This window comes from Streptomyces sp. NPDC034103 (assembly GCF_055575395.1).
This window is the reverse complement of sequence record NZ_JBVISS010000007.1, coordinates 1-26,719: the sequence shown is the minus strand read 5'-3', so window position 1 is coordinate 26,719 and position 26,719 is coordinate 1. Positions and strand designations below refer to the sequence as shown.

21 protein-coding genes are annotated in these 26,719 nt (G+C 72.3%); 13 read left to right on the top strand and 8 right to left on the bottom strand.

Annotated elements, in window-relative coordinates; genetic code table 11:
* Positions 1–151: 151 nt before the first annotated feature.
* A complete protein-coding gene (manB, locus tag ACZ56U_RS16450) occupies positions 152–1,234 on the top strand; it encodes a mannose-1-phosphate guanylyltransferase (protein WP_469084697.1) in 1,083 nt (360 codons plus the stop codon).
* Between the two features lie 140 nt (positions 1,235–1,374).
* Here the strand turns inward: manB and ACZ56U_RS16445 are convergent, their stop codons facing one another.
* From ACZ56U_RS16445 to ACZ56U_RS16430, 4 genes are all read right to left on the bottom strand, one after another.
* The gene (locus ACZ56U_RS16445; RefSeq protein WP_469084696.1) at positions 1,375–2,379 is read right to left on the bottom strand and encodes a DNA-3-methyladenine glycosylase family protein; all 1,005 of its coding nucleotides are present in this window, start codon (positions 2,377–2,379) and stop codon (positions 1,375–1,377) included.
* A gap of 92 nt (positions 2,380–2,471) precedes the next feature.
* The gene (locus ACZ56U_RS16440; RefSeq protein ID WP_469084695.1) at positions 2,472–3,773 is read right to left on the bottom strand and encodes a coenzyme F420-0:L-glutamate ligase; all 1,302 of its coding nucleotides are present in this window, start codon (positions 3,771–3,773) and stop codon (positions 2,472–2,474) included.
* Entirely contained in the window at positions 3,770–4,729 is a 960-nt protein-coding gene (gene cofD / locus ACZ56U_RS16435; protein WP_469084694.1) for a 2-phospho-L-lactate transferase, read from the bottom strand. Before cofD ends, ACZ56U_RS16440 begins: the two co-directional genes overlap by 4 nt.
* Positions 4,730–4,762: 33 nt before the next feature.
* Complete coding sequence (locus tag ACZ56U_RS16430; RefSeq protein WP_391231581.1) at positions 4,763–5,269, bottom strand: cysteine dioxygenase; 507 nt, start codon at positions 5,267–5,269, stop codon at positions 4,763–4,765.
* 596 nt (positions 5,270–5,865) lie between these two features.
* On the opposite strand from ACZ56U_RS16430, the gene ACZ56U_RS16425 reads away from it, so the two are divergent.
* The 3 genes from ACZ56U_RS16425 to ACZ56U_RS16415 all read left to right on the top strand — a co-directional run bounded on the left by ACZ56U_RS16425 (position 5,866) and on the right by ACZ56U_RS16415 (position 11,525).
* On the top strand, positions 5,866–6,129 hold the full coding sequence (locus ACZ56U_RS16425) for a WhiB family transcriptional regulator (protein WP_020137941.1): 264 nt from the start codon (positions 5,866–5,868) through the stop codon (positions 6,127–6,129).
* Positions 6,130–6,348: 219 nt separating this feature from the next.
* Positions 6,349–9,984, top strand: coding sequence for a glycosyltransferase (locus ACZ56U_RS16420; protein WP_469084693.1), 3,636 nt, complete (start codon positions 6,349–6,351; stop codon positions 9,982–9,984).
* Positions 9,981–11,525, top strand: coding sequence for a DUF5719 family protein (locus ACZ56U_RS16415; RefSeq protein WP_469084692.1), 1,545 nt, complete (start codon positions 9,981–9,983; stop codon positions 11,523–11,525). Before ACZ56U_RS16420 ends, ACZ56U_RS16415 begins: the two co-directional genes overlap by 4 nt.
* Positions 11,526–11,529: 4 nt before the next feature.
* On the opposite strand, the gene ACZ56U_RS16410 is transcribed toward ACZ56U_RS16415, so the two are convergent.
* A complete protein-coding gene (locus ACZ56U_RS16410) occupies positions 11,530–11,982 on the bottom strand; it encodes a metallopeptidase family protein (protein WP_469084691.1) in 453 nt (150 codons plus the stop codon).
* 292 nt (positions 11,983–12,274) lie between these two features.
* On the opposite strand from ACZ56U_RS16410, the gene ACZ56U_RS16405 reads away from it, so the two are divergent.
* From ACZ56U_RS16405 to ACZ56U_RS16380, 6 genes are all read left to right on the top strand, one after another.
* On the top strand, positions 12,275–12,697 hold the full coding sequence (locus tag ACZ56U_RS16405) for a DUF3499 domain-containing protein (protein WP_391232324.1): 423 nt from the start codon (positions 12,275–12,277) through the stop codon (positions 12,695–12,697).
* A 249-nt stretch (positions 12,698–12,946) separates the two neighbouring features.
* Entirely contained in the window at positions 12,947–14,311 is a 1,365-nt protein-coding gene (locus ACZ56U_RS16400; RefSeq protein ID WP_469084690.1) for a phosphomannomutase/phosphoglucomutase, read from the top strand.
* Between the two features lie 195 nt (positions 14,312–14,506).
* Positions 14,507–14,677 carry a Trm112 family protein gene (locus ACZ56U_RS16395; RefSeq protein WP_391231577.1) on the top strand — a complete coding sequence of 57 codons (171 nt, stop codon included), beginning with the start codon at positions 14,507–14,509 and terminating at the stop codon, positions 14,675–14,677.
* 125 nt (positions 14,678–14,802) lie between these two features.
* Positions 14,803–15,930, top strand: coding sequence for an SIS domain-containing protein (locus tag ACZ56U_RS16390; protein WP_469084689.1), 1,128 nt, complete (start codon positions 14,803–14,805; stop codon positions 15,928–15,930).
* A gap of 41 nt (positions 15,931–15,971) precedes the next feature.
* Positions 15,972–17,123: a mannose-6-phosphate isomerase, class I gene (gene manA / locus ACZ56U_RS16385; RefSeq protein ID WP_469084688.1), complete on the top strand. Its 1,152-nt coding sequence runs from the start codon at positions 15,972–15,974 to the stop codon at positions 17,121–17,123.
* Between the two features lie 123 nt (positions 17,124–17,246).
* Complete coding sequence (locus ACZ56U_RS16380; protein ID WP_469084687.1) at positions 17,247–18,230, top strand: cation diffusion facilitator family transporter; 984 nt, start codon at positions 17,247–17,249, stop codon at positions 18,228–18,230.
* A 106-nt stretch (positions 18,231–18,336) separates the two neighbouring features.
* Here the strand turns inward: ACZ56U_RS16380 and lepB are convergent, their stop codons facing one another.
* Positions 18,337–19,017, bottom strand: coding sequence for a signal peptidase I (gene lepB, locus ACZ56U_RS16375; protein WP_469084686.1), 681 nt, complete (start codon positions 19,015–19,017; stop codon positions 18,337–18,339).
* A 159-nt stretch (positions 19,018–19,176) separates the two neighbouring features.
* Positions 19,177–21,408, bottom strand: a complete 2,232-nt coding sequence (locus ACZ56U_RS16370; protein ID WP_469084685.1) for a fructose-specific PTS transporter subunit EIIC — start codon at positions 21,406–21,408, stop codon at positions 19,177–19,179.
* A 484-nt stretch (positions 21,409–21,892) separates the two neighbouring features.
* On the opposite strand from ACZ56U_RS16370, the gene ahcY reads away from it, so the two are divergent.
* On the top strand, positions 21,893–23,350 hold the full coding sequence (ahcY, locus tag ACZ56U_RS16365; protein ID WP_469084684.1) for an adenosylhomocysteinase: 1,458 nt from the start codon (positions 21,893–21,895) through the stop codon (positions 23,348–23,350).
* Between the two features lie 207 nt (positions 23,351–23,557).
* Entirely contained in the window at positions 23,558–24,172 is a 615-nt protein-coding gene (locus tag ACZ56U_RS16360) for a hypothetical protein (RefSeq protein ID WP_469084683.1), read from the top strand.
* Positions 24,173–24,204: 32 nt separating this feature from the next.
* On the opposite strand, the gene ACZ56U_RS16355 is transcribed toward ACZ56U_RS16360, so the two are convergent.
* On the bottom strand, positions 24,205–25,221 hold the full coding sequence (locus tag ACZ56U_RS16355) for an RDD family protein (protein ID WP_469084682.1): 1,017 nt from the start codon (positions 25,219–25,221) through the stop codon (positions 24,205–24,207).
* Positions 25,222–25,350: 129 nt separating this feature from the next.
* Here ACZ56U_RS16355 and ACZ56U_RS16350 point away from each other — a divergent pair, with 129 nt between their 5' ends.
* Entirely contained in the window at positions 25,351–26,358 is a 1,008-nt protein-coding gene (locus tag ACZ56U_RS16350; RefSeq protein WP_469084681.1) for a stage II sporulation protein M, read from the top strand.
* The last annotated feature ends 361 nt before the right edge of the window (positions 26,359–26,719 follow it).

The window sequence follows — 26,719 nt, the reverse complement described above, 5'->3', positions numbered from 1 at the left end:
TCCGCGGGGCCACGCTCCGCCATCGCCACCGCCGTCCGGGGGCATGCGGCGGACGCACCGCACCGCCGTCGAAGGCGCCGCACCAGGGTCTGCATACACTGACCGGCCGAAAGACAGTTCGGCCGGTCACCGGCAGGAAGCGGAGACACAGGTGACAGAAGCGATCCTCCTGGTCGGCGGCAAGGGCACGAGACTGCGCCCGCTCACGGTCCACACGCCGAAACCCATGGTCCGCGCGGCCGGTGTCCCCTTCCTCACCCATCAGCTGGCCCGGGCGAGAGCGGCGGGCGTGGACCACATCGTCCTCGCCACCTCCTATCTGGCGGAGGTCTTCGAGCCGTACTTCGGCGACGGCTCCGCGCTCGGCCTGCACATCGAGTACGTCACCGAGGAGGAGCCGCTCGGCACCGGCGGCGCCATCCGCAACGTGGCCTCCCGTCTGCACTCGGCGCCCGACGACCCGATCCTGGTCTTCAACGGCGACATCCTCACCGGCCTCGACATCCGCGCCCTGGTGGCCACCCACGAGTCGACGGGCGCGGACGTCTCCCTGCACCTGACGAAGGTGACCGACCCCCGGGCGTACGGGCTGGTCCCCACGGACTCCACCGGCCGGGTCCTCGCCTTCCTGGAGAAGCCGCAGACCCCCGAGGAGATCGTCACCGACCAGATCAACGCCGGTGCCTACGTCTTCCGCCGCTCCCTGATCGACTCGATCCCGGCGGGCCGCCCGGTCTCGGTCGAGCGCGAGACGTTCCCGGACCTGCTGTCGGCCGGAGCCCACCTCCAGGGCATGGTCGACTCCACGTACTGGCTCGACCTGGGCACCCCCGCGGCCTTCGTGCGGGGCTCCGCGGACCTGGTCCTGGGCCGCGCCCCCTCCCCGGCGGTCCCCGGCCGCTGCGGCGACCGTCTCGTCCTCCCCACGGCCACGGTCGCCCCCGACGCCAAGCTGACCGGCGGCACGGTGGTCGGCGAGGGCGCCTTCGTCGCCGAGGGTGCCCGGGTCTTCGGCAGCACGATCCTGCCGGGCGCGGTCATCGAGCCGGGCGCGGTGATCACGGACTCCCTGATCGGCACCCGGGCCCGCGTCGGCGAGCGCTCGGTCCTGACCGGGACGGTCATCGGCGACGGCGCGGTCATCGGCGCCGACAACGAACTGCGCGAGGGCGCGCGGGTGTGGTGCGACGCGCGGATCCCGGCGGGGGCGGTGCGGTTCTCCTCGGACCAGTGAGGTCTCTCAGCCCGTCCGGCGTTTGAGGACGAGGCCCGTCCAGGGCCGAAGCGGGGGCCTGGGGGCGGCAGCCCCCAGGGTCGGGACGGGTAGGGGCGGCGGGGGCGAGAACAAACCGGCACAGCCGGCGCCGCCCGCCCTCACCACCGCCCGATGTCCACCCGCGGCATCTTCGGCGCCCGCCGCCCCGGCGTCCGCCCGCTCAGCAGGATCAGCCGCGCCGCCCGATGCCGCTGCCCGGCGTACGGCTCCAGCAGCGACAGCATCACGGCGTCGTCCGCGTCCCGGTCCCCGGCCAGCGCCCAGCCGACGATCCCCGGCAGATGCAGATCCCCCACGGTCACCGCGTCCGCCGCCCCGTGGCTGCGCTGCACGACCTCCGCGGACGTCCAGGGCCCGATCCCCGGCACGACCTCCAGCCGGGCCTGCGCCTCGGCCGGCGCCATCCCGACCGCCTGCTCCAGGCGCGCGGCGACCCGCACCGCCCGCAGGATCGTCGACGCGCGCTTGTTGTCGACGCCGGCGCGATGCCACTCCCAGGACGGGATCAGCGCCCAGGTCCGCGGGGCCGGCATCACCCACAGCCGCCCCCCGGCCGCGGGCCCCGGCGCCGGCTCGCCGAACTTGCGCACCAGCAGCCGCCAGGCCCGGTACGCCTCGTCGGTCGTCACCTTCTGCTCGAGGATCGACGGGATCAGCGACTCCAGGACCAGCCCCGTGCGCGTCAGCCGCAGCCCGGGCCGCCGGTGCTGCGTCGAGGCCAGCAGCCGGTGCCGCGGCGCGAACGCGGACGGGTCGTCGGCCGCGCCCAGCAGCTGGGGCAGCCCGTCGAGCAGCCACTCGGCCCCCGGCCCCCACGCCTCCCCGCGCACCTCGCCGCCGACCGCGGACACCCGCAGCGTCCCTGGACCGGCGGGCGTGAGGCTGGCCCGCCACACCGACCCGTCCGGCATCGCCTGGAAGGTGGGGTCGGCGGGTCCCCGCCGCAGCGGACCGAGCACCAGCCCGAGATCCAGGGGCCCGTCCAGCACGTACGTCCGCGTCCGGCCCGGGGCCCGCACCGGCCGCGGCACCCCGGACGGCACCCCGACATGCCCGCCGCGCACGGTCGTACGCGTGGGCCGGGGGGTGAAGCGTCCTGCCACGATGGAAGTCCCGGGTGAGGCGGAGCGGACCTACGAGGGCCCGGTGAGAGTCCTACGAGGGTAGAGGCACCAGGGGTGTGGATGTGCCGCTCTCACCGCACCTCGATGAACATCCCCGCGTCCCGGTCCGGCCGCGGCCGCGGCTCCTCGGCGGGATGGCCGACGGCCACCGCCCCCATCGGGTCCCAGTCCTGCGGCAGTTCGAGCACCTCGCGCACCACGTCCCGGCAGAACATCGTCGAGGACACCCACGCCGACCCCAGTCGCTCGGCGGCCAGCGCGACGAGGAAGTTCTGCACCCCGGCCCCGGTCGCGACGACGAACATCTCCCGCTCGGCCCCGTCGCGACGCGGATCGCCGTAGTCGTGCGAGCCGTCCATCACGAGACACGGCACCACCAGGTACGGCGCGTTGCGCAGCACGTCCCCGCGCCTGACCCGCTTGGCGATCGACTCCTCGGTCTTGCCGTCGCGCCGCAGGTCCGCGACCCAGGCGTCCCGCATCGCGTCCAGCAGCCGCGTCCGTGACTCCTCGGACTCCAGCAGCACGAAACGCCACGGTGTCGTGTGGTGCGGCGCCGGCGCGGTCACGGCGGCGGCGACCGCGCGGCGCACCGCACCGGGGTCGACCGGCTCGTTGGTGAACGCCCGCACGGTACGGCGCTGGGTCACCGCCTGCCGTATCGCCTCGGAGGTGCCGAGCCGGAACATGTCGTCGCGCGCGCCGCGCACCAGGGCGCCCGCCCCCTCGCCGTGCTCCTCGGCGACCACGTGCGCCAGACCGCGCACCACCGCCACGGGCAGCCCGGCGGCCTTGCCCTTCACCAGGTCGCCGGCCGCGGCGAGTTCGTCGGCGGTGGCGACGACGGTCGCGCTGAGCGGATTGCCGTGCGCGTCCGTGCCGCCGCGCAGGTCGTCCAGGACGTGTACACCGGCGGCACCGATGGCGACATCGGTGAGTCCCGCGCGCCAGGGGCGCCCGAAGGTGTCGGTGACGAGGACGCCGACGTCGACGCCGAGCAGTTCGCGCAGCCCCTCACGGATCGTCCGGGCGGAGGCGTCCGGGTCCTCTGGCAGCAACAGCACCGTACCGGCGGGGGTGTTGGAGGCGTCGACCCCGGCCGCGGCCATGATCAGGCCCTGCCGGTTCTCGACGATGCGCAGGGCGCCGCGCCTGGCCACCACCCGGACGGTCTCGGCGTCGATGGCCGCCTCCCGGTCGGCGGCCCGGACGATCCGGCCTTCCGCCTTGGAGACGATCTTCGAGGTGACGAGCAGGACGTCACCGTCGGCGAGCCCCGGCTCGGCCGCGGCGATCAGCTTGGCGAGATCGTCGCCCGCCGCTATCTCGGGCAGGCCGGGCACGGCCCACGCGCGGAAACCGTCCGTGCTCAAGAGACCCGCACCTCCTCGGCCAGCGCGAGTGCCGCCCGGGCCATCTCGGCGGTCGCGTCGAGGTCGCTCATCATCAGCGGTACGGCCCGGCAGCGGATCCCCGCCGACTCGACCCGCTCCACGGTGCCCGCGTCGACCGTGTCGACGAGCCAGCCGTCCAGCAGTCCCGAGCCGTAGTGCTCGGCCACCGCCGCGGCCGTGGACTCCACGCCCACCGCGGCGAGCACCTTGTCGGCCATGCCGCGCACCGGCGCGTCCCCGACGATGGGGGAGAGGCCCACCACGGGCACCCCGGCCTCGGCGATCGCCTCGCGGATGCCGGGCACGGCGAGGATGGTGCCGACCGAGACGACGGGGTTGGACGGCGGGAAGAGGATCACGTCGGCCTCGGCGATCGCCTCCAGGACGCCGGGGGCCGGCTTCGACTGCTCCGCGCCCACCGGCACGATCGCCTCCGCCGGGACCGAGGCCCGCAGCCGCACCCAGTACTCCTGGAAGTGGACCGCCTTGCGCTCGCCGTCGACCTCGACGGCCACATGGGTCTCCACGCGGTCGTCGGACATCGGGATCAGCCGGACGCCCGGCTGCCAGCGGTCGCAGAGCGCCTCGATGACCGCGCTCAGCGGATAGCCGGCGCCGAGCATCTGGGTGCGCACGATGTGCGTGGCGAAGTCCCGGTCACCGAGCCCGAACCACTCCGGGCCCACGCCGTACGCCGCGAGTTCCTCCTTGACGTGGAAGGTCTCGTCGGCCCTGCCCCAGCCCTGCTCCTCGTTGATGCCGCCGCCGAGCGTGTACATCACCGTGTCGAGGTCCGGGCAGACCTTCAGCCCGAAGAGGTGGATGTCGTCCCCGGTGTTGCCGATGACCGTGATGTCCGCGTCCGGCACGGCCCGCTTCAGGCCGCGCAGGAAACGGGCACCGCCGATGCCGCCTGCCAGAACCACGATTCGCATGGCCCAAGTCTCGCAGGCGGGTACGACAACGCGTCAGGCGGTCACCGGACGCGGCTCGGTGCGTGCCTCGCAGTGCGGGGCGGTGTGCATCGGCATCTCGGTGAGGCCCGGGTAGTAGACGTGCAGGCTTATGGCCGGCTCCAGGGTGTCGTTGACGACCTCGTGCACATAGCCGGGCGCGAAGACCCGCTGGGCGCCGGCCGACAACGCGCGCGTGCCCCGTTCGGTGCGCTCGGTCAGCTCGCCGTCCAGGACGGTCAGCACGCCGAAGGAGCGGCCGTGGTCGTGCGGCCCGCTGCCCTGACCGGGCACCCAGGTCAGCAGCCAGACCTCGTAGCCGGGGCCGGTGCGCAGCCGGTGGTACCAGCGCGTGGTGGCGTCGTAGCGGACCAGGTGCTCCCACTCGGAGCGGTCGGCGGCGATCGCGCGGGCCAGGCCGACGAACTCGGCGACGGTGGCCGGGTGCTCGCGCGGCGGCTGAAGGAGGTGCTGGACCTCGAGGAGGTCACCGGCGATCTGGAGGTCGTTGTCGCTGTTCATGGGTGCGTGGTTCCTCAGTGAAAGAAGGTCAGAGGGAACGAGGAGCCGGGTCACGCGCGGTGACGCGGCCTTCAGCCGGAGCGGGTGGGGCTCAACAGCTGGAACAGCGACAGCAACAGCTACAGCGAGCGCGGGCAGCACCGTGGGACCCGGCGGTGCGGGTCGAGGTGAGTGCCAAGTTCGCGAGCATGCCCACAAGGACAGCGGTTCACACCGGCACTGTCAACTCGACACCGGTAGGTGGGACCGGTTTCACCTCATCCGGTTCATCTGTGAGGTGAAAGGTTTGTTCAGAAGGGTTCGGGGACACAAGGCGCTTCACCGGGCGCGCGGAACGGGAACGAAGTCCTGGGCGTCCTCCTTGGTACAGGTCCTGCGGGGGCGACAGCCCTCCCGGGCCCCGTCTGCTTGTCAAGGTTTATGGCGATTTGAACACTTTCCGCTAGGCCTTGGTTCCGCAGAGTGAATAAGGGGCCCAATAGCAGATCTCGGCTTGACTCGCCCGGAGCAGCACACTTGTAATTTCACTCGTGTCGTTCAGCCGAAATCGGTGACGGCCACCGCACGGGGACGCGAAAGACAGACGAGGGGCGCACATGACCGAGACGGTGCAGCAACTGCTGGTCGACGACGCGGACGAGGAACTCGGCTGGCAGGAGCGCGCGCTGTGCGCCCAGACCGACCCCGAGTCCTTCTTTCCCGAGAAGGGCGGCTCCACCCGCGAGGCCAAGAAGGTCTGCCTGTCGTGCGAGGTCCGCTCCGAGTGCCTCGAGTACGCCCTCGCCAACGACGAGCGGTTCGGCATCTGGGGCGGCCTGTCGGAGCGGGAACGGCGCCGCCTGAAGAAGGCCGCCGTCTGAGACCGACGGCACGCGCGCGCCGACAGGACGTCGCGCGGGAAGCGCGGCGAGGCGTCGCACGTACATACGGGACTTACGGCCCGTCGCGGGTGGGTTGTCCACAGGCGGCGGGCCGTCGTCATGGGCAGCCGATAGTGTGGTCGCTCGTCCGAGACACCCCGCCACCCCCACACGGCACAGGTGTCCACCGCAGTCCACCGAACCGGGGCCCGTACCTCGATGTCCGTGCACAGCCACACGGCAGCCCACGACGCTGCCACTCCTGAGTTCCCGCGTCATGTGGTGACCGCGGTCCTCGTCTCCCACGACGGCGCCCGCTGGCTCCCCGAGGCGCTCGCCGGGCTGCTCGGCCAGGAGCGCCCCGTCCAGTTCGCCGTGGCCGCCGACACCGGCAGCGCCGACGACTCCGCGCGGCTGGTCACCGAGGCCCTCGGCGCCGACCGCGTCCTGCACCTCGCCCGCCGCACCGGCTTCGGCCAGGCCGTCGAGGAGGCCAACCGCAGCGCGCCCCTCCTGACCCCGGAGGAGCTGCCCTATCTGAAGCGGCCCAGCGGCTGGGACCCCGTCACGCGCACGTGGCGCGACGACGCCTACGACCTGCCGGAACTCCCGCACGGAGAGCCGGTGCAGTGGCTGTGGCTGCTGCACGACGACAGCGCCCCTGAACCCGACGCCCTGGCCCAGCTGCTGCGGGTCGTGGACAACGAGCTGGAGCTCGGCCGGGACGACGTCGCCGTCGTCGGCCCCAAGCTCCGCGGCTGGTACGACAAGCGGCAGCTGCTGGAGGTCGGCGTCACCATCGCCCACTCCGGCCGCCGCTGGACCGGCCTGGACCGCCGCGAACAGGACCAGGGCCAGCACGACCAGGTACGGCCCGTGCTCTCCGTCTCCACCGCCGGCATGCTCGTGCGCCGCGACGTCTTCGAGGAACTCGGCGGCTTCGACGGACGGCTGCCCCTGATGCGGGACGACGTCGACCTGTGCTGGCGCGCCCAGTCCGCCGGCCACCGCGTCCTCGTCGCCCCCGAGGCCGTCGTCCGGCACGCCGAGGCGGCCTCCCGCGAGCGCCGCGCCGTCGACTGCGTCGGCCGCACCGCCGCCTCCCCGCACAAGGTCGACAAGGCGGGCGCCGCCTACACCCTGCTCGTCAACAGCCGTGCCGCCCTGCTGCCCTGGATCCTGGTGCGGCTCGTCGTCGGCACCGTCCTCAGGACGGTCGCCTACCTCGTCGGCAAGGTCCCCGGACAGGCCCTCGACGAGATCCGCGGTCTGCTCGGCACCCTGCTGCGGCCCGAGCGGATCATCGCCGGGCGCCGCAGCCGCGGTACGCCGGTCGTCGACAAGGACGAGCTGCGGCAGCTGTTCCCGCCGCCCGGCGCGACCGTGCGGGCCACCGTCGAGCAGGTCGCGGGTGACCTCTTCGGCAGCTCCGACCCCGAGGCCACCTCGGGCGCGGGGCGGCACGGCGGCGCGGTCGAGTCGGGACCCGGCGGCGACGACGCCGACTTCCTGGAGATCGAGCAGTTCGCACGCGTCAAGCGCATCGCCCGCAAGCCGGGACCGGTGCTCTTCCTGGTGCTGCTGCTCGTCTCGCTGGCCGCCTGCCGCGCACTCCTCGGCGGCGGCGCGCTCGCGGGCGGCGCCCTGCTGCCCGCCCCGGCTGACTCCGGCGAGCTGTGGTCGCGCTACCTGGACTCCTGGCACGCGGTGGGCACCGGCGGCACCACCCCCGCGCCGCCGTACCTGGCGTTCGTCGCGATGCTCGCCTCCGTGCTGTTCGGCTCGACGGGCGTCGCGATCACCGTCCTCCTCGTCTGCTCGGTCCCCCTGGCCGGCGTCACCGCCTACTTCGCCTCCCGCCCGCTCGTCGCGTCCCGGCTCCTGCGCGCGTGGGCGGCCGTCGTCTACGCCTTCCTGCCCGCCGCCACCGGCGCGCTGGCCGGCGGCCGCCTCGGCACCGCCGTCCTCGCGATCCTGCTGCCGCTCATCGCCCGCGCGGGCGTCGCGGCCGCCGGCCTCACGAAGTCGGCCGACACGCGCGGCAGTTGGCGCGCCACCTGGGCCTACGCCCTGCTGCTGACGATCACCACCGCGTTCACGCCGATCGTGTGGCCCATCGCGCTGTTCCTCGGCCTCGGCGTCCTGGCCGTGCGCCGCGCCGGCATCACCGCCTACGGACCGCGCTTCCTGGCCCAGCTCGGCACGCCCCTGCTGATCCTCGCGCCCTGGTCGCTGACGCTGCTGCCGTTCGGCTTCTTCGACGAGGCGGGCCTGGAGTACGGCTCCTCGGCCGCCTCCGCGACCGATCTGCTCGGCGCCAGCCCCGGCGGCCCGGGCACGGTCAGCGGACTGATGCTGATCGGTGTCGTCCTGGCCGCGCTGGCCGCCCTGCTGCGCTCCGAGCGGCAGCCCGGCATCTGGGCGGCCTGGGCGGTCGCCCTGGTGGGCCTCGTCTTCGCGGTCCTGTCCAACGGCTCGACCTGGGCGGGCCCGGCGACCCTCGTCTACGGCCTCGCCCTGCTGTCCGCCGCCGTCCTGGGCGCGGACGGGGCACGCGCGCGGGTGGCCGAGCAGAGCTTCGGCTGGCGCCAGCCGGTCGCCGCGCTGATCGCCTTCGCCGCCGCCGCGGGCCCGCTGCTGATCGCCGCCGGCTGGATGCTGCGCGGCGCCGACGGCCCCCTGGAGCGGCGCGACCCGGTGCAGGTGCCCGCGTTCGTCGCCGAGGACGCGGGCAACAGCGACCGGGCCCGCACCCTCGTCCTCGACAGCGACTCCGCCGCCCACGTCGGCTACACCCTGGTCCGCGGCTCCGGCGTCCGCCTCGGCGACGCCGAACTCGCCACCTCCGACGGGAAGAACGGCCGCCTGGACAAGGTCGTCGCCAACCTGGTCGCCGGCTCCGGCGCCGACCAGTCCTACGAGCTCGGCAAGTTCGCGGTGCGCTACGTGCTGATCCACAAGGGCGCCCCGCGCGAGGTGACCCGCGTCCTGGACGCCACCCCTGGCCTGACCCGGCTCAGCCAGAGGCACGGCAGCGCGCTGTGGCGCGTCGACCAGAACGTCGCCCGCGCCACCATCGTCTCCGGCTCCGGAACCCCGACACCGGTCGCCGCGGGCCCCGTCGACATCCACACCACGATCCCGGCCGGCGCCGACGGCCGCACCCTGCGCCTCGCCGATACCGCGGACGAGGGCTGGACGGCCACACTGGACGGCAAGCCCCTCACCCCGACCACGGTCGACGGCTGGGCCCAGGGCTTCGAACTCCCCGCCTCCGGCGGCACCCTGGACGTCACCTACGACGACCCGATCACCCACACCGCCTGGCTGTGGGCCCAGGGCTTCCTCGCCCTCGTCCTCGTGGTGCTCGCCCTGCCGGGCCGCCGCCGCGACATCGACGACGACCTCCCCGAGGAGGAGCGCGCGATCCCCGCCCAGGCGACGGAGGGCGAGGGCCGCCGCGCCCGCCGCCTGCGCGCCCAGGCGGAGGCCGAAGAGACCCCCCAGGGCGACCGGCCCGACGCTCCCGACGCGCAGGAGACCCCGGTGCCGGTCCCGCAGCAGCAGTCCTACGGCGACTGGGAGCAGGCGAGTTACGCGAACGCCGAGTACACCTCCTACACCGGCGACCCGTACCAGCCCGCCCAGCAGTACCCGGCGGGCGGCTACGACCAGCAGGGCTACGCGGACCCGTACCAGGGCGGCCAGTACGACCCGTACGCCTACGGCGGCCAGGGGCAGCAGCCGTCGTACGACCAGTACGGGCAGCCGTACGAGCAGGGTTACGACGCCACGTACGACCCGGCGCAGCCGCAACAGCAGCACGGCGAGCGTCCCGACGGGAGCCAGCAGTGAACCGCACCACCGTGTCCCTGATCGCCTGCGCGACCGCTCTCGCCGCCGTCACCGGGTTCGCCACGCTCACCACGCCCGAGGCGTCCGGCCCGGACACCGCCAAGGCGGCCGCCGAGCTGCCCGTGGAGCGCACGAGCCTGCTCTGCCCGAGCCCGAGCATCTCTGACCTCGCCGAGACCTCGTACACGTCCTTCACGCCCGTCACCAAGGGCGCGGGGAGCGCCGGCAAGGCCGAACTCGCCGCCGCGGCACAGGGCTCCGGGGACAGCGGGGACGCGAAGGACAAGAGCGACGAGGAAGACAAGGGCGACAAAGACGAGAAGGGTGACAAGGGCGACAACAAGACCGCCAAGCCGGTCCTCACGCCCGAGAAGCCCGGCACCCCCGTCACCGGTGACACCTCCGGCGGTGACGCGCCCGCGCTCGTCGGCACCGCCACCGGACGTCTCGCCCCCGGCTGGACCGTGCAGGAGACCACCGAGGTCGCCGCGGGCACCGGACGCGGCCTCCAGGGCGTCGCCTGCACCCCGGCCGACACGGAGTTCTGGTTCCCCGGCGCCAGCACCGACGCGGACCGCACCGACTACGTCCACCTGACCAACCCCGACGACTCGGCGGCCGTCGTGGACATCGAGCTGTACGGCAAGGAGGGCGCCCTGGCGGCGCCGGCCGGCGAGGACATCACCGTCCCGCCGCACTCCAGCGAGCCGATCCTGCTGTCCACGCTCGTCAGCGACCGGCAGACCAACCTCACCGTGCACGTCAACGTGCGCAGCGGACGGGTCGGGGCCGCCGTCCAGGCGCTGGACGACAAGATCGGCGGCGACTGGCTGGCCGCGGCCACGGACCCGGCGCCCAGCCTGGTCCTGCCGGGCATCCCCAAGGACGCGACCGACGTACGCCTGGTCGCCTTCACGCCCGGGGACGCGGACGCGGACCTGAAGGTTCGGCTCGCCTCCCCGTCCGGGCTGATCACGCCGGCCGGGAACGAGACGCTGCACGTCAAGGCGGGCATGACGACCGCCGTCGACCTGGGTGACGTCATGCGCGGCGAGGCCGGCTCGCTGGTGCTGACGCCGACCGACCATTCCGTGCCGGTCGTCGCCGCGCTACGCGTCACCCGCGGCAAGGGCGACAAGCAGGAGACCGCGTTCATCCCCGCCACGCACGCGATCGGCCGGCGCGCCACGGCCGCCGACAACAGCGCCAAGGGCTCCACGCTCTCCCTCGTCGCCCCCGGCCGCTCCGCCCAGGTCAAGGTGACGGCGTCGGCGGGCAGCGACGGCGGTACGGCGGTCTCCAAGACGTACACGATCAAGGGCGGCACCACACAGGACGTCGAACTGCCGGTCCCGAGCGGGCTGAAGGGCACGTTCGCGCTGACCGTCGAGCCGGTGTCGGGCGGTCCGGTCCACGCGGCGCGGACGCTGGCGGCCACCGAGGACGGCGTCCCCGGCTTCACGGTGCAGACCCTGCCGGACGACCGCGGCATGGTTCGGGTGCCGGAGGCGGACCAGGACCTGTCGGTGCTGCAGAAGTAGCCGCTCAGTCCTCGCCGTAGCGCGGGTCGACCGTCTCCGGGGTCAGCCCCAGCAACTCGGCGACCTGCTCGACGACCACCTCGTGCACCAGGGCCGCGCGTTCCTCGCGGCCCTTGGTGCGGATCTCCACGGGGCGGCGGTAGACCACCACGCGCGCGGGGCGTCCCTCGCGCGCGGCGACGGCGCCGCCCAGGGGGACCGCCTCGTCGTTCCAGGTCCGGCCGTCGGGGTTGCCCAGGTGCGGGACCTCCAGGACCAGGAAATCGATGTCGGCGAGCTGCGGCCAGCGTCGTTCCAGGCGTTCCACGGAGTCCTGCACCAGGTCCGCGAACGCCTCGGCACGGCTCGCCGCGAGCGGGACCTGGGGCGGCGCGATCGGGCCGCGCATGCCCCGGCCGTGGCGATCACGTCGGCGGGGCCCGGGGCCGGCGGCACGGGGCGGTACGGGGTTGTCCATCACTGGTGAAGCGTAGTCCCCGGCGGGGCCGGGTGCCCGGGGTCCACGCGGTGTGCGGGCGGTCTTCGGCCACCGCGCACGGCATGTCGCAGGATGACCATTCCAGCCAAGGTTGAGCTCGATTCCATATCTCTCCGAGACCGTCGATCTCCAGCCAATTGACCTTGTTTGTACCGACTGGTGATCGGGCCGGAGGCCGCCCGACACCGTGGAACGCGGTGTCCACGCAGGTCAGAAGAGTGTGCCCAAGGGGGCGAGTGGGACGTTTCACGCCACGACACAGTGGAGTGACCTGAGGGAGAGTCGTCGCGGCCCGCTCAAGAGTGCGGTACCGTCCAACGTCGTGAGCCCTGTACGTCGCTGTTCGCGCACCGCTTGCGGCCGCCCCGCCGTCGCGACGCTGACGTACGTCTACGCCGACTCGACCGCGGTCCTCGGCCCGCTCGCCACCTACGCCGAACCCCACTGCTACGACCTGTGCGCCGAGCACTCCGAGCGCCTCACCGCCCCGCGCGGCTGGGAGGTCGTCCGGCTGCTCGACAGCTCGGCCCCCGCCCGTCCCAGCGGCGACGACCTCGAAGCGCTGGCCAACGCGGTCCGCGAGGCGGCCCGCCCGCAGGAGCGCGCCGCCCAGGCCGGCGGGCGCCGCTCGGCGGACCCGATGGAGGTCGCGCGCCGCGGCCATCTGCGGGTGCTGCGCTCACCGGACAACTGAGCCGGATCGACCGAGCGGGATCGACCCAGCGGGATCGACCGAGCCGGATCGACTGAGCCGGATCGACTGAGCCGGATCGACTGAGCGGGTTCGCCGGGGGTTCCTCCGACTTCCTGTGTTCTTGTGCATGCCGAGGTGCTGCCTTGACCTGCCGCCCCGCCCGGTGCCGGGGGACGGGCGCCCGGCACGGACTGTCGGTGGGGGCGGGTAGTTTGGGGCGACCGACAGGACGTTGAGAAGGGTTAGGCCGTGGCCGCTGATCTGTCACAGCTCGTGAAGGCGTACGACGTGCGCGGTGTCGTACCCGACCAGTGGGACGAGACGCTGGCTGAGCTCTTCGGGGTCGCCTTCGTCCAGGTGACCGGCGCGAGCGCGATCGTGGTCGGCCACGACATGCGGCCCTCCTCCCCGGGGCTGTCGCGGGCCTTCGCGCGCGGGGCGGCCGCCCAGGGCGTCGACGTCACCGAGATCGGCCTGTGCTCCACCGACCAGCTGTACTACGCCTCGGGCGCTCTGGACCTGCCCGGCGCGATGTTCACGGCCTCGCACAACCCGGCCCAGTACAACGGCATCAAGATGTGCCGCGCGGGCGCCGCCCCGGTCGGCCAGGACACCGGCCTCGCCCAGATCCGCGAGCTGGTGGAGGGCTGGAGCGAGTCGGGCGCCCCGGCCCCGGCGGCGACGCGGGGCACGATCACCCGCCGGGACACCCTGGACGACTACGCGGCCCACCTGCGCTCCCTGGTCGACCTCACCGCCATCCGCCCCCTGAAGGTCGTCGTCGACGCGGGCAACGGCATGGGCGGCCACACCGTCCCCACGGTCCTCGCGGGCCTGCCCCTGGACGTCGTGCCGATGTACTTCGAACTGGACGGCACCTTCCCGAACCACGAGGCCAACCCCCTCGACCCCGCCAACCTCGTGGACCTCCAGAAGCGCGTCCGCGAGGAGGGCGCCGACCTCGGCATCGCCTTCGACGGCGACGCCGACCGCTGCTTCGTCGTCGACGCGCAGGGCGAGCCGGTCTCCCCGTCCGCGATCACCGCGCTCGTCGCCGCGCGGGAGCTCGCCCGACACGGCGGCGAAGGCGTGATCATCCACAACCTGATCACCTCCTGGTCCGTGCCGGAGGTCGTCCGCGAGAAGGGCGGCACACCCGTGCGCACGCGCGTGGGCCACTCCTTCATCAAGGCCGAGATGGCCAGGACCGGCGCGATCTTCGGCGGCGAGCACTCCGCGCACTACTACTTCAAGAACTTCTGGAACGCCGACACCGGCATGCTCGCCGCCCTCCACGTCCTCGCCGCCCTCGGTGGCCAGGAGGGGCCTCTGTCCGCCCTCGTCGCCGAGTACGACCGCTACACCGGCTCCGGCGAGATCAACTCCACGGTCGCGGACCAGAGGGGCCGCCTGGCGGCGATCCGCTCCGCGTACGAGGGCCGGCAGGACATCACCCTCGACGAACTGGACGGCCTGACCGTCTCCGCCACCGACTGGTGGTTCAACGTCCGCCCGTCCAACACGGAACCCCTGCTGCGCCTGAACGCGGAGGCACGGGACGAGGCGACGATGGCGAAGGTGCGGGACGAGGTGCTGGGGATCATCAGGGCCTGACGCGACGCGACCGGCGTGCGCCTCGCCCCACCGCGCCCGCACGCCCCACCGCGCCCCGTTCTGCCCCACCGCGCCCCGACCGACCCCCCACGCCCCCCAACCCCCCGCGCCCACCCCCTCACCGGCGGTACCCTGACCAGGCACATCCGCACCCGCACGCACAAGGCATCCGCACCACCCCCGAAGGGACACCCCATGCCGCTCGAAGCCGGCCTCCTGGAGATCCTCGCCTGCCCGGCCTGTCACGCCCCCCTCAAGGAGCAGGACACCGAGCTGATCTGCACCAGCACGGACTGCGGCCTGGCCTACCCCGTCCGCGACGGCATCCCCGTCCTCCTCGTCGACGAGGCCCGCCGCCCCGCGTAAGCGGCACCGGCGACCCGGCTACGCACGACCCCGACGCCACGGCACCGCCGACCCGGCACCACCGCGCCCGGCGACCGCGCGACCCGCGTACCGACGACCCCGTCGAACCCAGGAGGCTTCCGCCCATGCTCGACGAATCGCTGCTCGACACCCCCGAGGCGCTCACGGAGGCCGACCGCCGAGGCCTGCTCCGCGGCGCCGCCGAGGCAGGCGCCCGCGTCCGCACCGCGCTCCGGCACGCCGCCGAGGCCGGCGTCAACGACCTCAAGCCCGACGGCCGCCCGCGCGCGGTCCTCATCGCGGGCCCCGGCGCCGCCGCCACCCACGTCGCCGCCCTCCTCGGCACCCTCGCCGGCGCCGGCAGCCCCGTGACCCGCCTCGCCCCCACCGGTGTCGCCCCCGCGGCCGGGGCCCTGCGCTGGGAGCTCCCGGGCTGGACCGGCTCGGTCGACCTGCTCCTGATCGCCACCCCCGACGGCACCGAACCCGGTCTGTCCCTGCTCGCCGACCAGGCCTACCGGCGCGGCTGCGCGGTCGTCGCCGTGGCCCCCGCCGGGACCCCGCTCAGCGAGGCCGTCCAAGGCGCCCACGGCCTCTTCGTACCGCTGGCGACGGCCCCGTACGAGCAGCGGGAAGCCCTCGCCGCGTCCGCCCCCGGCGTGCTGTGGGCGCTGCTCACCCCGCTGCTCGCGATCCTCGACCGCACCGGTCTGCTGGCCGCGCCGCCGGACGCCCTGGACAAGGTCGCCGACCGCCTGGACCACATCGCCGAACGCTGCGGGCCGGCCATCGCCACGTACAGCAACCCCGCGAAGACCCTGGCCGCCGAACTCGCCGACGCGCTCCCGGTGATCTGGACGGAGGGCGTCTCGGCGGGCCCCGCGGGCCGCCGTTTCGCCGCCGCCCTCGCCGAGCTCGCCGGCCGCCCCGCCCTCGTCGCCGAGCTGCCCGAGGCACTCGCCGCACACAGCGCCCTGCTCGCCGGACCGCTGGCCGCCAGCGCCGACCCGGACGACTTCTTCCGTGACCGCGTGGAGGAGACACCCGCGCTGCACGCGCGCGTGGTGCTGCTGCGCGACCGCCCCCTCGGCGGCCTCAGCGCCGCCCCCGCCGCCCGTGACCTGGCCCTGAGCCACGACACCCCCATCAGCGAGCTGGAACCGGAGGAGGGCGGCGAACTGGAGACCCTCGCGGAACTGATCGCCGTCACGGATTTCGCCGCGGTTTACCTGGCGCTCGCCTCCGGTGCCTGATCATGCTCGGGACGCTCTGACCGCCGTACAGAAAGAACCCCATGGACCGCCTCGACAACACGATCCGCCCCTATGCCTGGGGTTCCACCACGGCCATCCCCGAGCTGCTCGGCGTCGCCCCGAGTGGTGAGCCGCAGGCGGAGATGTGGATGGGCGCCCATCCCGGCGCCCCCTCGCGCACCAAGCGCGGGACGCTCGTCGAGGTCATCGAGGCCGATCCGGAAGGGGAGTTGGGCGCGCGGACCGTCGCCAGGTTCGGCCCCCGCCTGCCCTTCCTCCTCAAGGTCCTCGCCGCCGGGGCTCCCCTCTCCCTCCAGGTCCACCCCGACCTCGCCCAGGCGAAGGAGGGGTACGCGGACGAGGAGCGCCGCGGGATCCCGATCGACGCCGGGCACCGCAACTACAAGGACGCCAACCACAAGCCCGAACTCATCTGCGCGCTCACCGAGTTCGACGGCCTGTGCGGCTTCCGCGCCCCGGACCAGGCCGCCGACCTGCTCGCCGGCCTCGGCGTCGACTCCCTCAAGCCGTACGTCGATCTGCTGCACGCCCACCCCGAGGACGCGGCGCTGCGTGAGGTCCTGACGGCCGTACTCGGCGCGGACCGCGAGGAGATGGCCCGTACGGTCGGCGAGGCCGCGGCCGCCTGTGCCCGCCTCGGCGACGCGTACGCCCCGTACGCCGACATCGCCCACCACTACCCGGGCGACCCCGGCGTCATCGCCGCGATGCTCCTCAACCACGTCCGACTCCAGCCCGGCGAGGCCCTGTTCCTCGGCGCCGGCATCCCGCACGCCTACCTCAGCGGCCTCGGCGTCGAGATCATGGCCAACTCCGACAACGTCCTGCGCTGCGGTCTGACCCCCAAGCACGTCGACGTGCCCGAACTCCTGCGCGTCGTCCGCTTCGAGGCCGCCGACCCGGGTGTGCTGCGCCCCGAGGCGTCCCCGGACGGCGAGGAGGTCTACGAGACCCCCATCGACGAGTTCCGGCTGTCGCGGTACGTCCTGCCCGAGGGCGGCGCCGCCCACGACCTGACCCGCCCGACCCCGCAGATCCTGCTCTGCACGGCCGGTTCCGTCCGGGCCGGCGAGCACCGACTCGGCCCCGGTCAGTCGGTCTTCGTTCCCGCAGGTGAAAAGGCCGAAGTGACGGGTACCGGTACGGTCTTCCGCGCCGGCGTGATCGTATGACCGGAGCTGTGGACAGCTGACGCGGCGGAGGCGGCAAGGGCTGCAACAATGGCCCCCCGGCAAAGGCCGGGCAAAGCCCACGACGGGCACCGGGACAGCGTAGGGAAGGGACAACGCGAACTCATGAGCGCGTCAGGCGGAACCAAGGCGATCGTGGCGGCACTGGCCGCCAATCTCGCGATCGCGGCATCCAAGTTCGTGGCGTTCCTCTTCAGCGGCTCGTCGTCAATGCTCGCCGAGTCCGTCCACTCGCTCGCCGACTCCGGCAACCAGGGCCTGCTCCTGATCGGCGGCAAGAAGGCCCAGCGGGAGGCCACCCCGCAACACCCGTTCGGGTACGGCCGCGAGCGCTACATCTACGCCTTCCTCGTCTCCATCGTGCTCTTCTCGGTCGGCGGCATGTTCGCGATCTACGAGGGCTACGAGAAGATCAAGCACCCGCACGCGATCGAGCACTGGTACTGGCCGGTGGGCGTCCTCTTGTTCGCGATCATCGCCGAGAGCTTCTCCTTCCGGACGGCCATCAAGGAGTCCAACGGCCTGCGCGGCAAGCAGTCCTGGAAGGACTTCATCCGCCACGCCAAGGCGCCCGAGCTGCCCGTCGTGCTCCTGGAGGACTTCGGCGCGCTGGTCGGTCTGGTCCTCGCCCTCGGCGGCGTCGGCATCGCTCTCGCCACCGGTGACGGCGTCTGGGACGGCATCGGCACCCTCTGCATCGGCGTCCTGCTCATCGTCATCGCGATCGTCCTGGCCGCCGAGACCAAGTCCCTGCTGCTGGGCGAGGCCGCGGGCCTGGAGGCGGTCCAGAAGATCGAGGCCGCGATCGTCGACGGCGACACCGTCACCGGCGTCATCCACATGCGCACGCTCCACCTCGGCCCCGAGGAACTGCTGGTCGCCGCCAAGATCGCCGTCGAGCACGACGACACCGCGAGCGAGGTCGCGAACGCCATCAACGCCGCCGAGGCACGCATCCGCGAGGCCGTCCCGATCGCCCGCGTCATCTACCTCGAGCCCGACATCTACAGCCGGACCGAGGCCGCCAAGGGCCCGGACCGCGAGGCCACGCCCGGGGGACCGGCGCAGCACGACGCCGCCGGACACTGATCCGCACCCCACCGTCAGCTACGAAAGGGGCCCGCCGGAATCCCGGCGGGCCCCTTCGTCGTACGGGTCCGCGTCCCCGTCCCCTCCCGGAGCTCTGCGGCGTCGTTCAGCCCTGCAAGGCCCAGGGCGGCGGAGGCGGCACCGCGGCCCGCGCCTTCCGCCGTACGACCACGGCGGCGATCCCCAGCCCCGCGGCGACCAGCACCAGCACCACGCCGATCATCATCGCCGCCCCGAGCGCCGTCGGCACCGTGTAGTCGTCGAGCACCCGGCCCCGGACCGCGGACGCCGGAAGCGTGCCGCCGTGGTCCTCGGGGAAGGCCCGCGAGTCACGGGCGTTGGCACGGTGGTCGCCCAGCAGGAACAGCCGTCCCTCGGGGACCCGCACGTCGTAGGAGTCCGGGTAACCGCCATGGGCGTCCCCGTCCTGCACGTACGGCTCCCGCAGCGGCTTTTCGTTCACGGAGAGGCGGGTGTCCGCTCCCTGCCCCGTGCAGCACACGACGTGGTCGCCGCCGACGCCGACGACCCGTTCCATCACCAGCGCCCCGGAGCCGTACCGCTCGGGCTCCGAGAACACCACCACGTCCCCGCGCCGCACCTCGCCCGCGTCGATCCGCTCGTACACGATCCGGTCGCCCGGCCCGTACGTCGGCGTCATGCTCTCGCTCGACACGACCGTCCCGCCGAAGGCGTACCGCCCGTAACCGACCCCGCCCAGCACCGACAGCAGACCCACCAGTCCCACCACGACGGCCGCGATCCCCAGCCCCCGAGCCTTGCCCATCACCACTCCCTCGCCACGCGGACCACCCGCGGCGGAGAGAGTAACGGCCGCCCGTGAACGGACTGCGCGCGCGTCGGACCCTGCGGGCCTCGGACCCTGCGGGTATCGGATCCTGCGGGCCGCGCCCCGAAGAACACGGCCCCGCTCGATCCCGTCGGCCTACCGGATCTCGCCCAGCACCTCCAGGACCCCCCGCTCGTCCGAGGCCGCCGTCAGCCGCTCCCGGAACCCGGCGTCCATCAACTTCCGCGACAGCAGCGCCAGGATCCGCAGGTGCTCGTCACCCGCGGCCGCCTCCGGTACGGCGATCATGAACACCAGCCTGGCCCGGGTACCGTCCAGCGAGCCCCACTCGATGCCCTCGGCGGACCGCGCGAACCCCACGACCGGCGCGGTCACCGCGTCCGTCTTGGCGTGCGGGATCGCGATCTCCTCACCGAGCCCGGTCGTCCCCTGCTCCTCACGCCGCAGCGCGGTCGCCACCAACTCGTCCACATCCGCGACCTTGCCGCTGCGCGCCAGCAGCCCGGCCATCTCCCGGACGGCGGCCTCCTTGTCCCGCGCGTCGAGCCCGACCTTCACGGTCTCCTCGGTCAGATAACCGGAGAGGACCTCGGCCGGGCCGTCCTCGCCGCGGGCCGCCACGCCTTCGACGGGGGCTGCCGCAGGCTCTCGTACGCCCTGCTGCGCGACGGGGGCACCGGTACCCGACACCGGGCCCGTGCCTGCTCCGGTCGGCATCGCGCCCGTGCCTGCTCCGGTCGGCACCGGGCCCGTGCCTGCTCCGGTCGGTACCACGCCCGCCCCGGTCGGCGCCACGTCCGTGCCTGCTCCGGTCGGCACCGGGCCCGCGCCCGCCCCGGCCGGCACCACACCCGCGCCCGCCCCGGCCGGCACCGCCTCAGGTCCGGTCGACGGCAGGCCGGTGACCGCCTCCCCGCGTCGCTTGCGCTCGGCGAGGTCGACGAGGGCGACCGTCGTCAGCGCGGTGACCACCGAACCGATCACCACGGCCACGAAGAACATAGGCACGCCGCTCACCGCGCCCAGCACCGCCACGATCGGTCCGCCGTGCGGGACCGCGTCCTCGACCCCGGCGACACCGGCGATCGCACCGGCCACCGCGCCGCCCAGCATGTTGGCGGGGATGACCTGCGCGGGGCGCGCCGCCGCGAACGGGATCGCGCCCTCGGAGATGCCGAAGCAGCCCATGAAGAGCGAGGCGAGCCCGGTCTCGCGTTCCTGCTCGGTGTACAGCCGCTTCCGCACCAGCGTGGCGAGGCCCTGACCCAGTGGCATGACCGGGATCGCGGCCGCGCACATGCCCATGACCGTCTGGTTGCCGGTCGCGATGAGGCCGGCCCCGAACAGGAACGCCGTCTTGTTGACCGGCCCGCCCATGTCGAACGCGATCATCAGTCCGAGGATCGCGCCGAGCAGGATCGCGCTGGTGCCGGTCATCCCGCTCAGCCAGTCGGTCAGGTGCTCGAACACCCAGGAGATGGGCTTGCCGATGACGTAGATGAAGAACAGTCCCAGCGCCGTGGTCGCCACGATCGGGATCACGATGATCGGCATGATCGGCTGTACGAACCTCGGGACCTTGACCTTCTTGATCCACAACACCAGATACCCGGCGAGGAACCCGGTCACGATGGCGCCGATGAAGCCCGCGCCCGCCTCGGAGTCGTACAGCGCGCCGGTATTGGCTATCCAGCCACCGATCATGCCGGGCACGAGAGCGGGACGGTCTCCGATGGCGTACGCGATGTATCCGGACAGGATCGGCACCATCAGCGTGAAGCCGATGACACCGATGTTGTTCACGTCCATCCAGAAGGAGTCCTTCGGGATGACCAGACCGCCGGAGGGGTCCGTGTGCCCGCCGAGCGAGAGCGAGATCGCGATCAGCAACCCGCCGACCACCACGAACGGGATCATGTAACTGACACCGTTCATCAGCGCCTTGTAGGTGACGCCGCGTTCCTTGCCGGTGCCGGCCGACGGCCTCGGGGCCCCGCCGGACGCGTGCACGGGCGCCGACCGCACCCGCTCGATCAGCTGCTCGGGATGGTGGATCCCCTCCGCCACCCCGACAGTCAGGACCCGCTTGCCCACGAAACGGCTCAGGTCCACATCCTTGTCGGCGGCGATGATGATGCCGTCAGCGGTGCTGACATCGTTGTCATCGAGTATGTTTTCGGCCCCGATGGAACCCTGTGTCTCCACCTTCATGTCGATGCCGCGGCTCTCGGCCGCCTGCGCGAGTTTCTCCGCCGCCATGTACGTGTGCGCGATGCCGGTGGGGCAGGCGGTCACCGCGAGCAGCTTCAACCGCCGCTGCTCGCCACTGCCGTCGCCCGTGGGGGGAGGGCCGGCCGGACTGGTCACGTCGATCTCCTAACGCCGTTGTTCGCGCGGAACGCCGTCCCGGACGCTCCGCAAGACCGATCAGATGGTGCCGATTCATGGCGCCGATCCCCTGCATCCTGCAGCACGTATTGCCGCGCTCAAAGGTTCGGAAGTCCCGGATTGTCATGACCTGTTGGCTCCTGGGGCCGTGATCGTGGGTGTCCTGTTATCGATGTCATGCTCACAACGTCCTCCTCTCGTGACCGCCTCGTGCTCCGCTCGACGGGTTCGACGGTGGACTGGGGGTGCCCGGGCGTACCGGTGTAGCTTGGGACGGAGCCAGACGTCGCTGCTGATGGCGGTCGGGCGGTCCCAGTGCGGACCGGCCGAGGGAGAGAGGGCCTCCGACGGACTGCGCTGCGCGCACGCGGGCATGCTGTGTCCTCTTCTCGGGCACCCCTGTGTCCGCCGCCGCGCAGACCAGCCCTATCCACCTCGCCCCAACCCGGAGGAGCAGCTCCCCATGACGACTGTCGACAACCGACAGGACTTCAAGGTCGCCGACCTCTCCCTGGCCGAGTTCGGCCGCAAGGAGATCACGCTCGCCGAGCACGAGATGCCCGGCCTGATGGCGATCCGCAAGGAGTACGCGGAGGCGCAGCCGCTCGCCGGCGCCCGCGTCACCGGCTCCCTGCACATGACGGTGCAGACCGCCGTCCTCATCGAGACCCTGGTCGCCCTGGGCGCCGAGGTCCGCTGGGCCTCCTGCAACATCTTCTCCACCCAGGACCACGCGGCCGCCGCCATCGCCGTCGGCCCGAACGGCACGCCCGAGAACCCGCAGGGCGTCCCGGTCTTCGCCTGGAAGGGCGAGACCCTGGAGGAGTACTGGTGGTGCACGGAGCAGGCGCTGACCTGGCCGAACACCCCCACCGGCGGCCCGAACATGATCCTCGACGACGGCGGTGACGCCACTCTCCTCGTCCACAAGGGCGTCGAGTACGAGAAGGACGGCAAGGTCCCCTCGGTCGACACCGCGGAGAACGAGGAGCACCGCGTCATCCTCGAGCTCCTGAACCGCACCATCACCAACGGCTCGCAGAAGTGGACCCAGCTCGCCTCGGAGATCCGCGGTGTGACCGAGGAGACCACGACCGGCGTCCACCGCCTGTACGAGATGCAGCGCGACGGCGTTCTGCTGTTCCCGGCGATCAACGTGAACGACGCCGTGACCAAGTCGAAGTTCGACAACAAGTACGGCTGCCGGCACTCCCTGATCGACGGCATCAACCGCGCCACCGACGTCCTCATCGGCGGCAAGACCGCGGTCGTCTGCGGCTACGGCGATGTCGGCAAGGGGTGTGCGGAGTCGCTGCGCGGTCAGGGCGCCCGGGTCATCGTCACCGAGATCGACCCGATCTGCGCCCTCCAGGCCGCGATGGACGGCTACCAGGTCACGACCCTGGACGAGGTCGTCGACAAGGCCGACATCTTCATCACCACGACCGGCAACAAGGACATCATCATGGCCGGCGACATGGTCAAGATGAAGCACCAGGCGATCGTCGGGAACATCGGTCACTTCGACAACGAGATCGACATGGCCGGTCTCGCGCAGATCCCCGGCATCGTCAAGGACGAGGTCAAGCCGCAGGTCCACACCTGGAAGTTCCCTGACGGCAAGGTGATCATCGTGCTGTCGGAGGGCCGCCTGCTGAACCTGGGCAACGCCACCGGCCACCCGTCGTTCGTGATGTCCAACTCCTTCGCGGACCAGACGCTGGCCCAGATCGAGCTGTTCACCAAGCAGGCCGAGTACCCGATCGGCGTCTACACGCTGCCCAAGCACCTCGACGAGAAGGTCGCCCGGCTCCACCTCGACGCGCTCGGCGTGAAGCTCACGACGCTGCGCCCCGAGCAGGCCTCGTACATCGGTGTCGACGTCGACGGCCCGTACAAGCCGGACCACTACCGCTACTGAGCAGTCGGCTCGGCGACCGCTGAGTACCGATCCCGCTGAGTAGTCGTCCCGTGATGAGCGCGCCGGTGCGCTGACGCGCTCATCACCAGCAGGTCCTCCGAGGCAGGCCCCCGCACCCCCGTGCCGGGGGCCTGCCCCTTTGGCCGCTGCGGCCCGACCAGTCCGCGCCGTCACACCCGGACCAGCCCGTCAAGACCCAGGACCCCCATGCCCCGCGGCCGTTATTCGCTCCACGATCCGCACGATCACACCCCCCTCGCAGAAGAGCACTTCCACTGCGCCCCCGGACCTTCCGGCTGGCGCTACGTCGCCCAGCTGACCACTCCCGCGGGCGATCACTCCGGCTCCGTCGACCTCGCCCTCGACGAACTCGGCCGACCCATCCGCCTCGAACTGCACGCCGCGAGCTGGCAGGTCCGCGGCGCAGCCCTCGACGGGGTCACCTGGGTCCGCACGGACCCCACCGGGACTCATGCCACGGAAGGCAACGTCCGCGCCCACGCCTTCACCGGCACATCCCCCGCGTTCCTCATCGCCACCGCCCGTCTCCTACGCCTCACCCCTTCCGCGTCCGCCACCCGCGTACGACTCGTCGCCTTCACCGACCCGGTCCTCGCCCCGCGCACCGTGGACCAGTCCTGGGCACTGGTGAAAAGCGAAGCACACGCCACTGACAACGGCCCCCTGACCGTGGACGAATACCAGGTCACAGGCCTGGACACGGGCGAGCGGCACATCGTGCACATCGCCGGGGACGTGGTCCTCTCCGCCCCCGGCATCGAGCTGGAGGACCTTGAATCACCGCCGTCCGCGTTCGCGTGAGCGGAGGGGGAGTAGCCCGGCCGCTCCACGGGCTACGCGGGGGGCGCGAATCCGGTGCCAGGACGTTCGGACGGGGGCGTGCCCCGGGACTGTGCGGGCGCCGGGCCGGCGTCGGGAGCGGGCACCTGGGACACAGCGGCTGAGCCGTGGCCGTAGGGCTGAGCGGTCGAAGCCGTGACCGGCGCAACCGCCGGAATCGGCGCGACGGGTGGAACCGGCTGAGAGGGCCGTGTTCCGTAGACCCCCACCGCACCGACCCCAGGCTCCACGGCGGTAGTCGTCCCGCCCGCACCCGCCGAGCCACCGCTGAAGGCCCGCCTAGCTTCTCGGGCCTGGCGCTCCTGCATCACTGCCGCCAGATACGCCGCCGGCGGCACACCCTGCGGCGCCGGCGTGCCGGTACGCGCCGACAGATCAGAGGCGAGCCGCTCGGCCATCGCCCAGCCGACCTGCGGGTCGAGCTGCTGCATACGCCCGAGGTACTGCCGGATGGCGAGCCACAGACCATCCGGGACGGCCGACAGGTCCAGCGCGGAGAAGCGCCCGGCCAACCAGGGCGGCGGCGGAGGCAGGAACCCCGCGTGCGAGACCGGCACCCGTTCCCGTACGACCAGAGTTCCCGCGAACACGTCCCCGAGCCGCCGCCCTCGCGCGGACACAAGAGACGCGATACAGGCGATGACCCCGAACGTCAGCAGGATCTCGATGACACCGATCCCGCCCCGCACCAAGGCGTGCCGGAACCGAATGGGCCCGCCGTCGTCCCGCACCACGCGCAGCCCGCACGCCACCTTGCCGAGCGAACGACCGTGGCTGAGCGTCTCCACCGCGATGGGACCACCCACCAGGACCAGCACGAACGCCGCCAGAGACACCGCGAACTGCGCCGCCTCGTCCAGAGAAGCGGTGGAAGCCACCAGCGCGATGGTCACGAGCACATAGACGATCACACCCACCAGCAGATCGAGCAGCACGGCCAGCGCCCTGCTCGGCAGCCGCGCCGGACGCAGTTCCAGCGCCACCGCCTCGCCCGTCACCAGCTCACTCACGCCCGCCGCCCTTCCCTGACCCGCCCTGAGATGGGTCAGTCTGCCAAGCTGAGGACGCATCGCGTCGCAGTACGACAAGCTGACCACCACGACGAGTCGCCGACGAACAGCCGAGGAGCAGCCGAACCGATGGACCTCGACGTCTTCGTCTCCGCTCACCGAGCGGAGTGGGACCGCCTGGACGCCCTGATCCGACGCCAGCGAAGGCTCACCGGTGCCGAGGCCGACGAACTCGTCGCTCTCTATCAACGTACGGCCACCCACCTCTCACTGATCCAGTCCAGCGCCCCCGACCCTCAGCTGACGGGCCGGCTCAGTCAGCTCGTGGCACGCGCGCGTAGTGCCGTGACAGGCCCTCGCCGCGCCTCTTGGCGCGACGTCACCCACTTCCTCGCACACGGCTTCCCCGCGGCGGTCTACCGAGCGCGCCACTGGTGGGTCCCCACCGCGCTTCTCTCCACGGCGGTGGCGGTCGTCCTGGGCTGGTGGATCGGGACCCATCCGGAGGTACAGGCCACGATCGCGGCCCCCAGCGAGCTGCGCGAGCTCACGCGCCCCGGCGGTCAGTACGAGTCCTACTACTCCAGCCATCCCGCGGCCTCCTTCGCCGCGCAGGTCTGGACGAACAACGCTTGGGCCGCCGCGCAGTGCCTGATCCTCGGCGTCTTCCTGGGGCTCCCGGTGCTCTGGATCCTCTTCCAGAACATGCTCAACCTCGGCGTCGGCTTCGGCCTGATGTCCTCGGCCGGCCGCCTCGACACCTTCCTGGGCCTCGTCCTGCCCCATGGCCTGCTGGAGCTGACCGCGGTGTTCGTGGCCGCGGGAACAGGCATGCGCCTCGGCTGGACCGTCATAGACCCGGGGCCACGCACGCGACGAGCCGCCCTCGCCGAGGAAGGCCGAGCGGCGATCGGCATGGCGATCGGCCTCGCCCTGGTCCTCTTCGTGTCCGGCGCGATCGAAGGCTTCGTCACCCCTTCCGGCCTGCCCACCTGGGCGCGCATCGCCATCGGTGTCGTCGCCGAACTCGCCTTCCTCACCTACGTCTACGTCCTCGGCGGACGTGCCGTCCGCGCCGGGCACACGGGCGATCTGGAGGCAGCCGAACGCAGCGCGGCTGTCCCCATGGCCGCCTGATGTGCGTACGGGGCCGCTGAGCTGCTACTGTCCTCTTCGCCCCACAGGAGCCGTTGACACGGCGAGAGCGGGGAGGTAGATTCGAACAGTTGCCTGGAACTGGATCTGATCCGGTCGGCGACGGTGAGTGTCTGTCTGCTTCTCGAAACAACGATTTCGAAGAAGCCCCTCCCGATGAAATCGGAAATGAGTGGCCGGTCAGTCCGGTCCGGAACTTCTGATAAAGTCGGATCCGCCGGAAAGGGAAACGCGAGAGCGGGAACCTGGAAAGCACCGAGGAAATCGGAACCGGAAACGGTCTGATAGAGTCGGAAACGCAAGACCGAAGGGAAAAGCCCGGAGGAAAGCCCGAGAGGGTGAG

Coding starts and splice junctions, on each gene's coding strand:
- ACZ56U_RS16425 (WP_020137941.1), top strand. CDS start 5,866: ATGACCGAGACGGTGCAGCAACTGCTGGTCGACGACGCGGACGAGGAA.
- ACZ56U_RS16395 (WP_391231577.1), top strand. CDS start 14,507: ATGCCGCTCGAAGCCGGCCTCCTGGAGATCCTCGCCTGCCCGGCCTGT.
- cofD (WP_469084694.1), bottom strand. CDS start 4,729: ATGCGAATCGTGGTTCTGGCAGGCGGCATCGGCGGTGCCCGTTTCCTG.
- manA (WP_469084688.1), top strand. CDS start 15,972: ATGGACCGCCTCGACAACACGATCCGCCCCTATGCCTGGGGTTCCACC.
- ACZ56U_RS16380 (WP_469084687.1), top strand. CDS start 17,247: ATGAGCGCGTCAGGCGGAACCAAGGCGATCGTGGCGGCACTGGCCGCC.
- ACZ56U_RS16420 (WP_469084693.1), top strand. CDS start 6,349: ATGTCCGTGCACAGCCACACGGCAGCCCACGACGCTGCCACTCCTGAG.
- ACZ56U_RS16350 (WP_469084681.1), top strand. CDS start 25,351: ATGGACCTCGACGTCTTCGTCTCCGCTCACCGAGCGGAGTGGGACCGC.
- ACZ56U_RS16410 (WP_469084691.1), bottom strand. CDS start 11,982: ATGGACAACCCCGTACCGCCCCGTGCCGCCGGCCCCGGGCCCCGCCGA.
- lepB (WP_469084686.1), bottom strand. CDS start 19,017: ATGGGCAAGGCTCGGGGGCTGGGGATCGCGGCCGTCGTGGTGGGACTG.
- ACZ56U_RS16430 (WP_391231581.1), bottom strand. CDS start 5,269: ATGAACAGCGACAACGACCTCCAGATCGCCGGTGACCTCCTCGAGGTC.
- ACZ56U_RS16360 (WP_469084683.1), top strand. CDS start 23,558: ATGCCCCGCGGCCGTTATTCGCTCCACGATCCGCACGATCACACCCCC.
- ahcY (WP_469084684.1), top strand. CDS start 21,893: ATGACGACTGTCGACAACCGACAGGACTTCAAGGTCGCCGACCTCTCC.
- ACZ56U_RS16390 (WP_469084689.1), top strand. CDS start 14,803: ATGCTCGACGAATCGCTGCTCGACACCCCCGAGGCGCTCACGGAGGCC.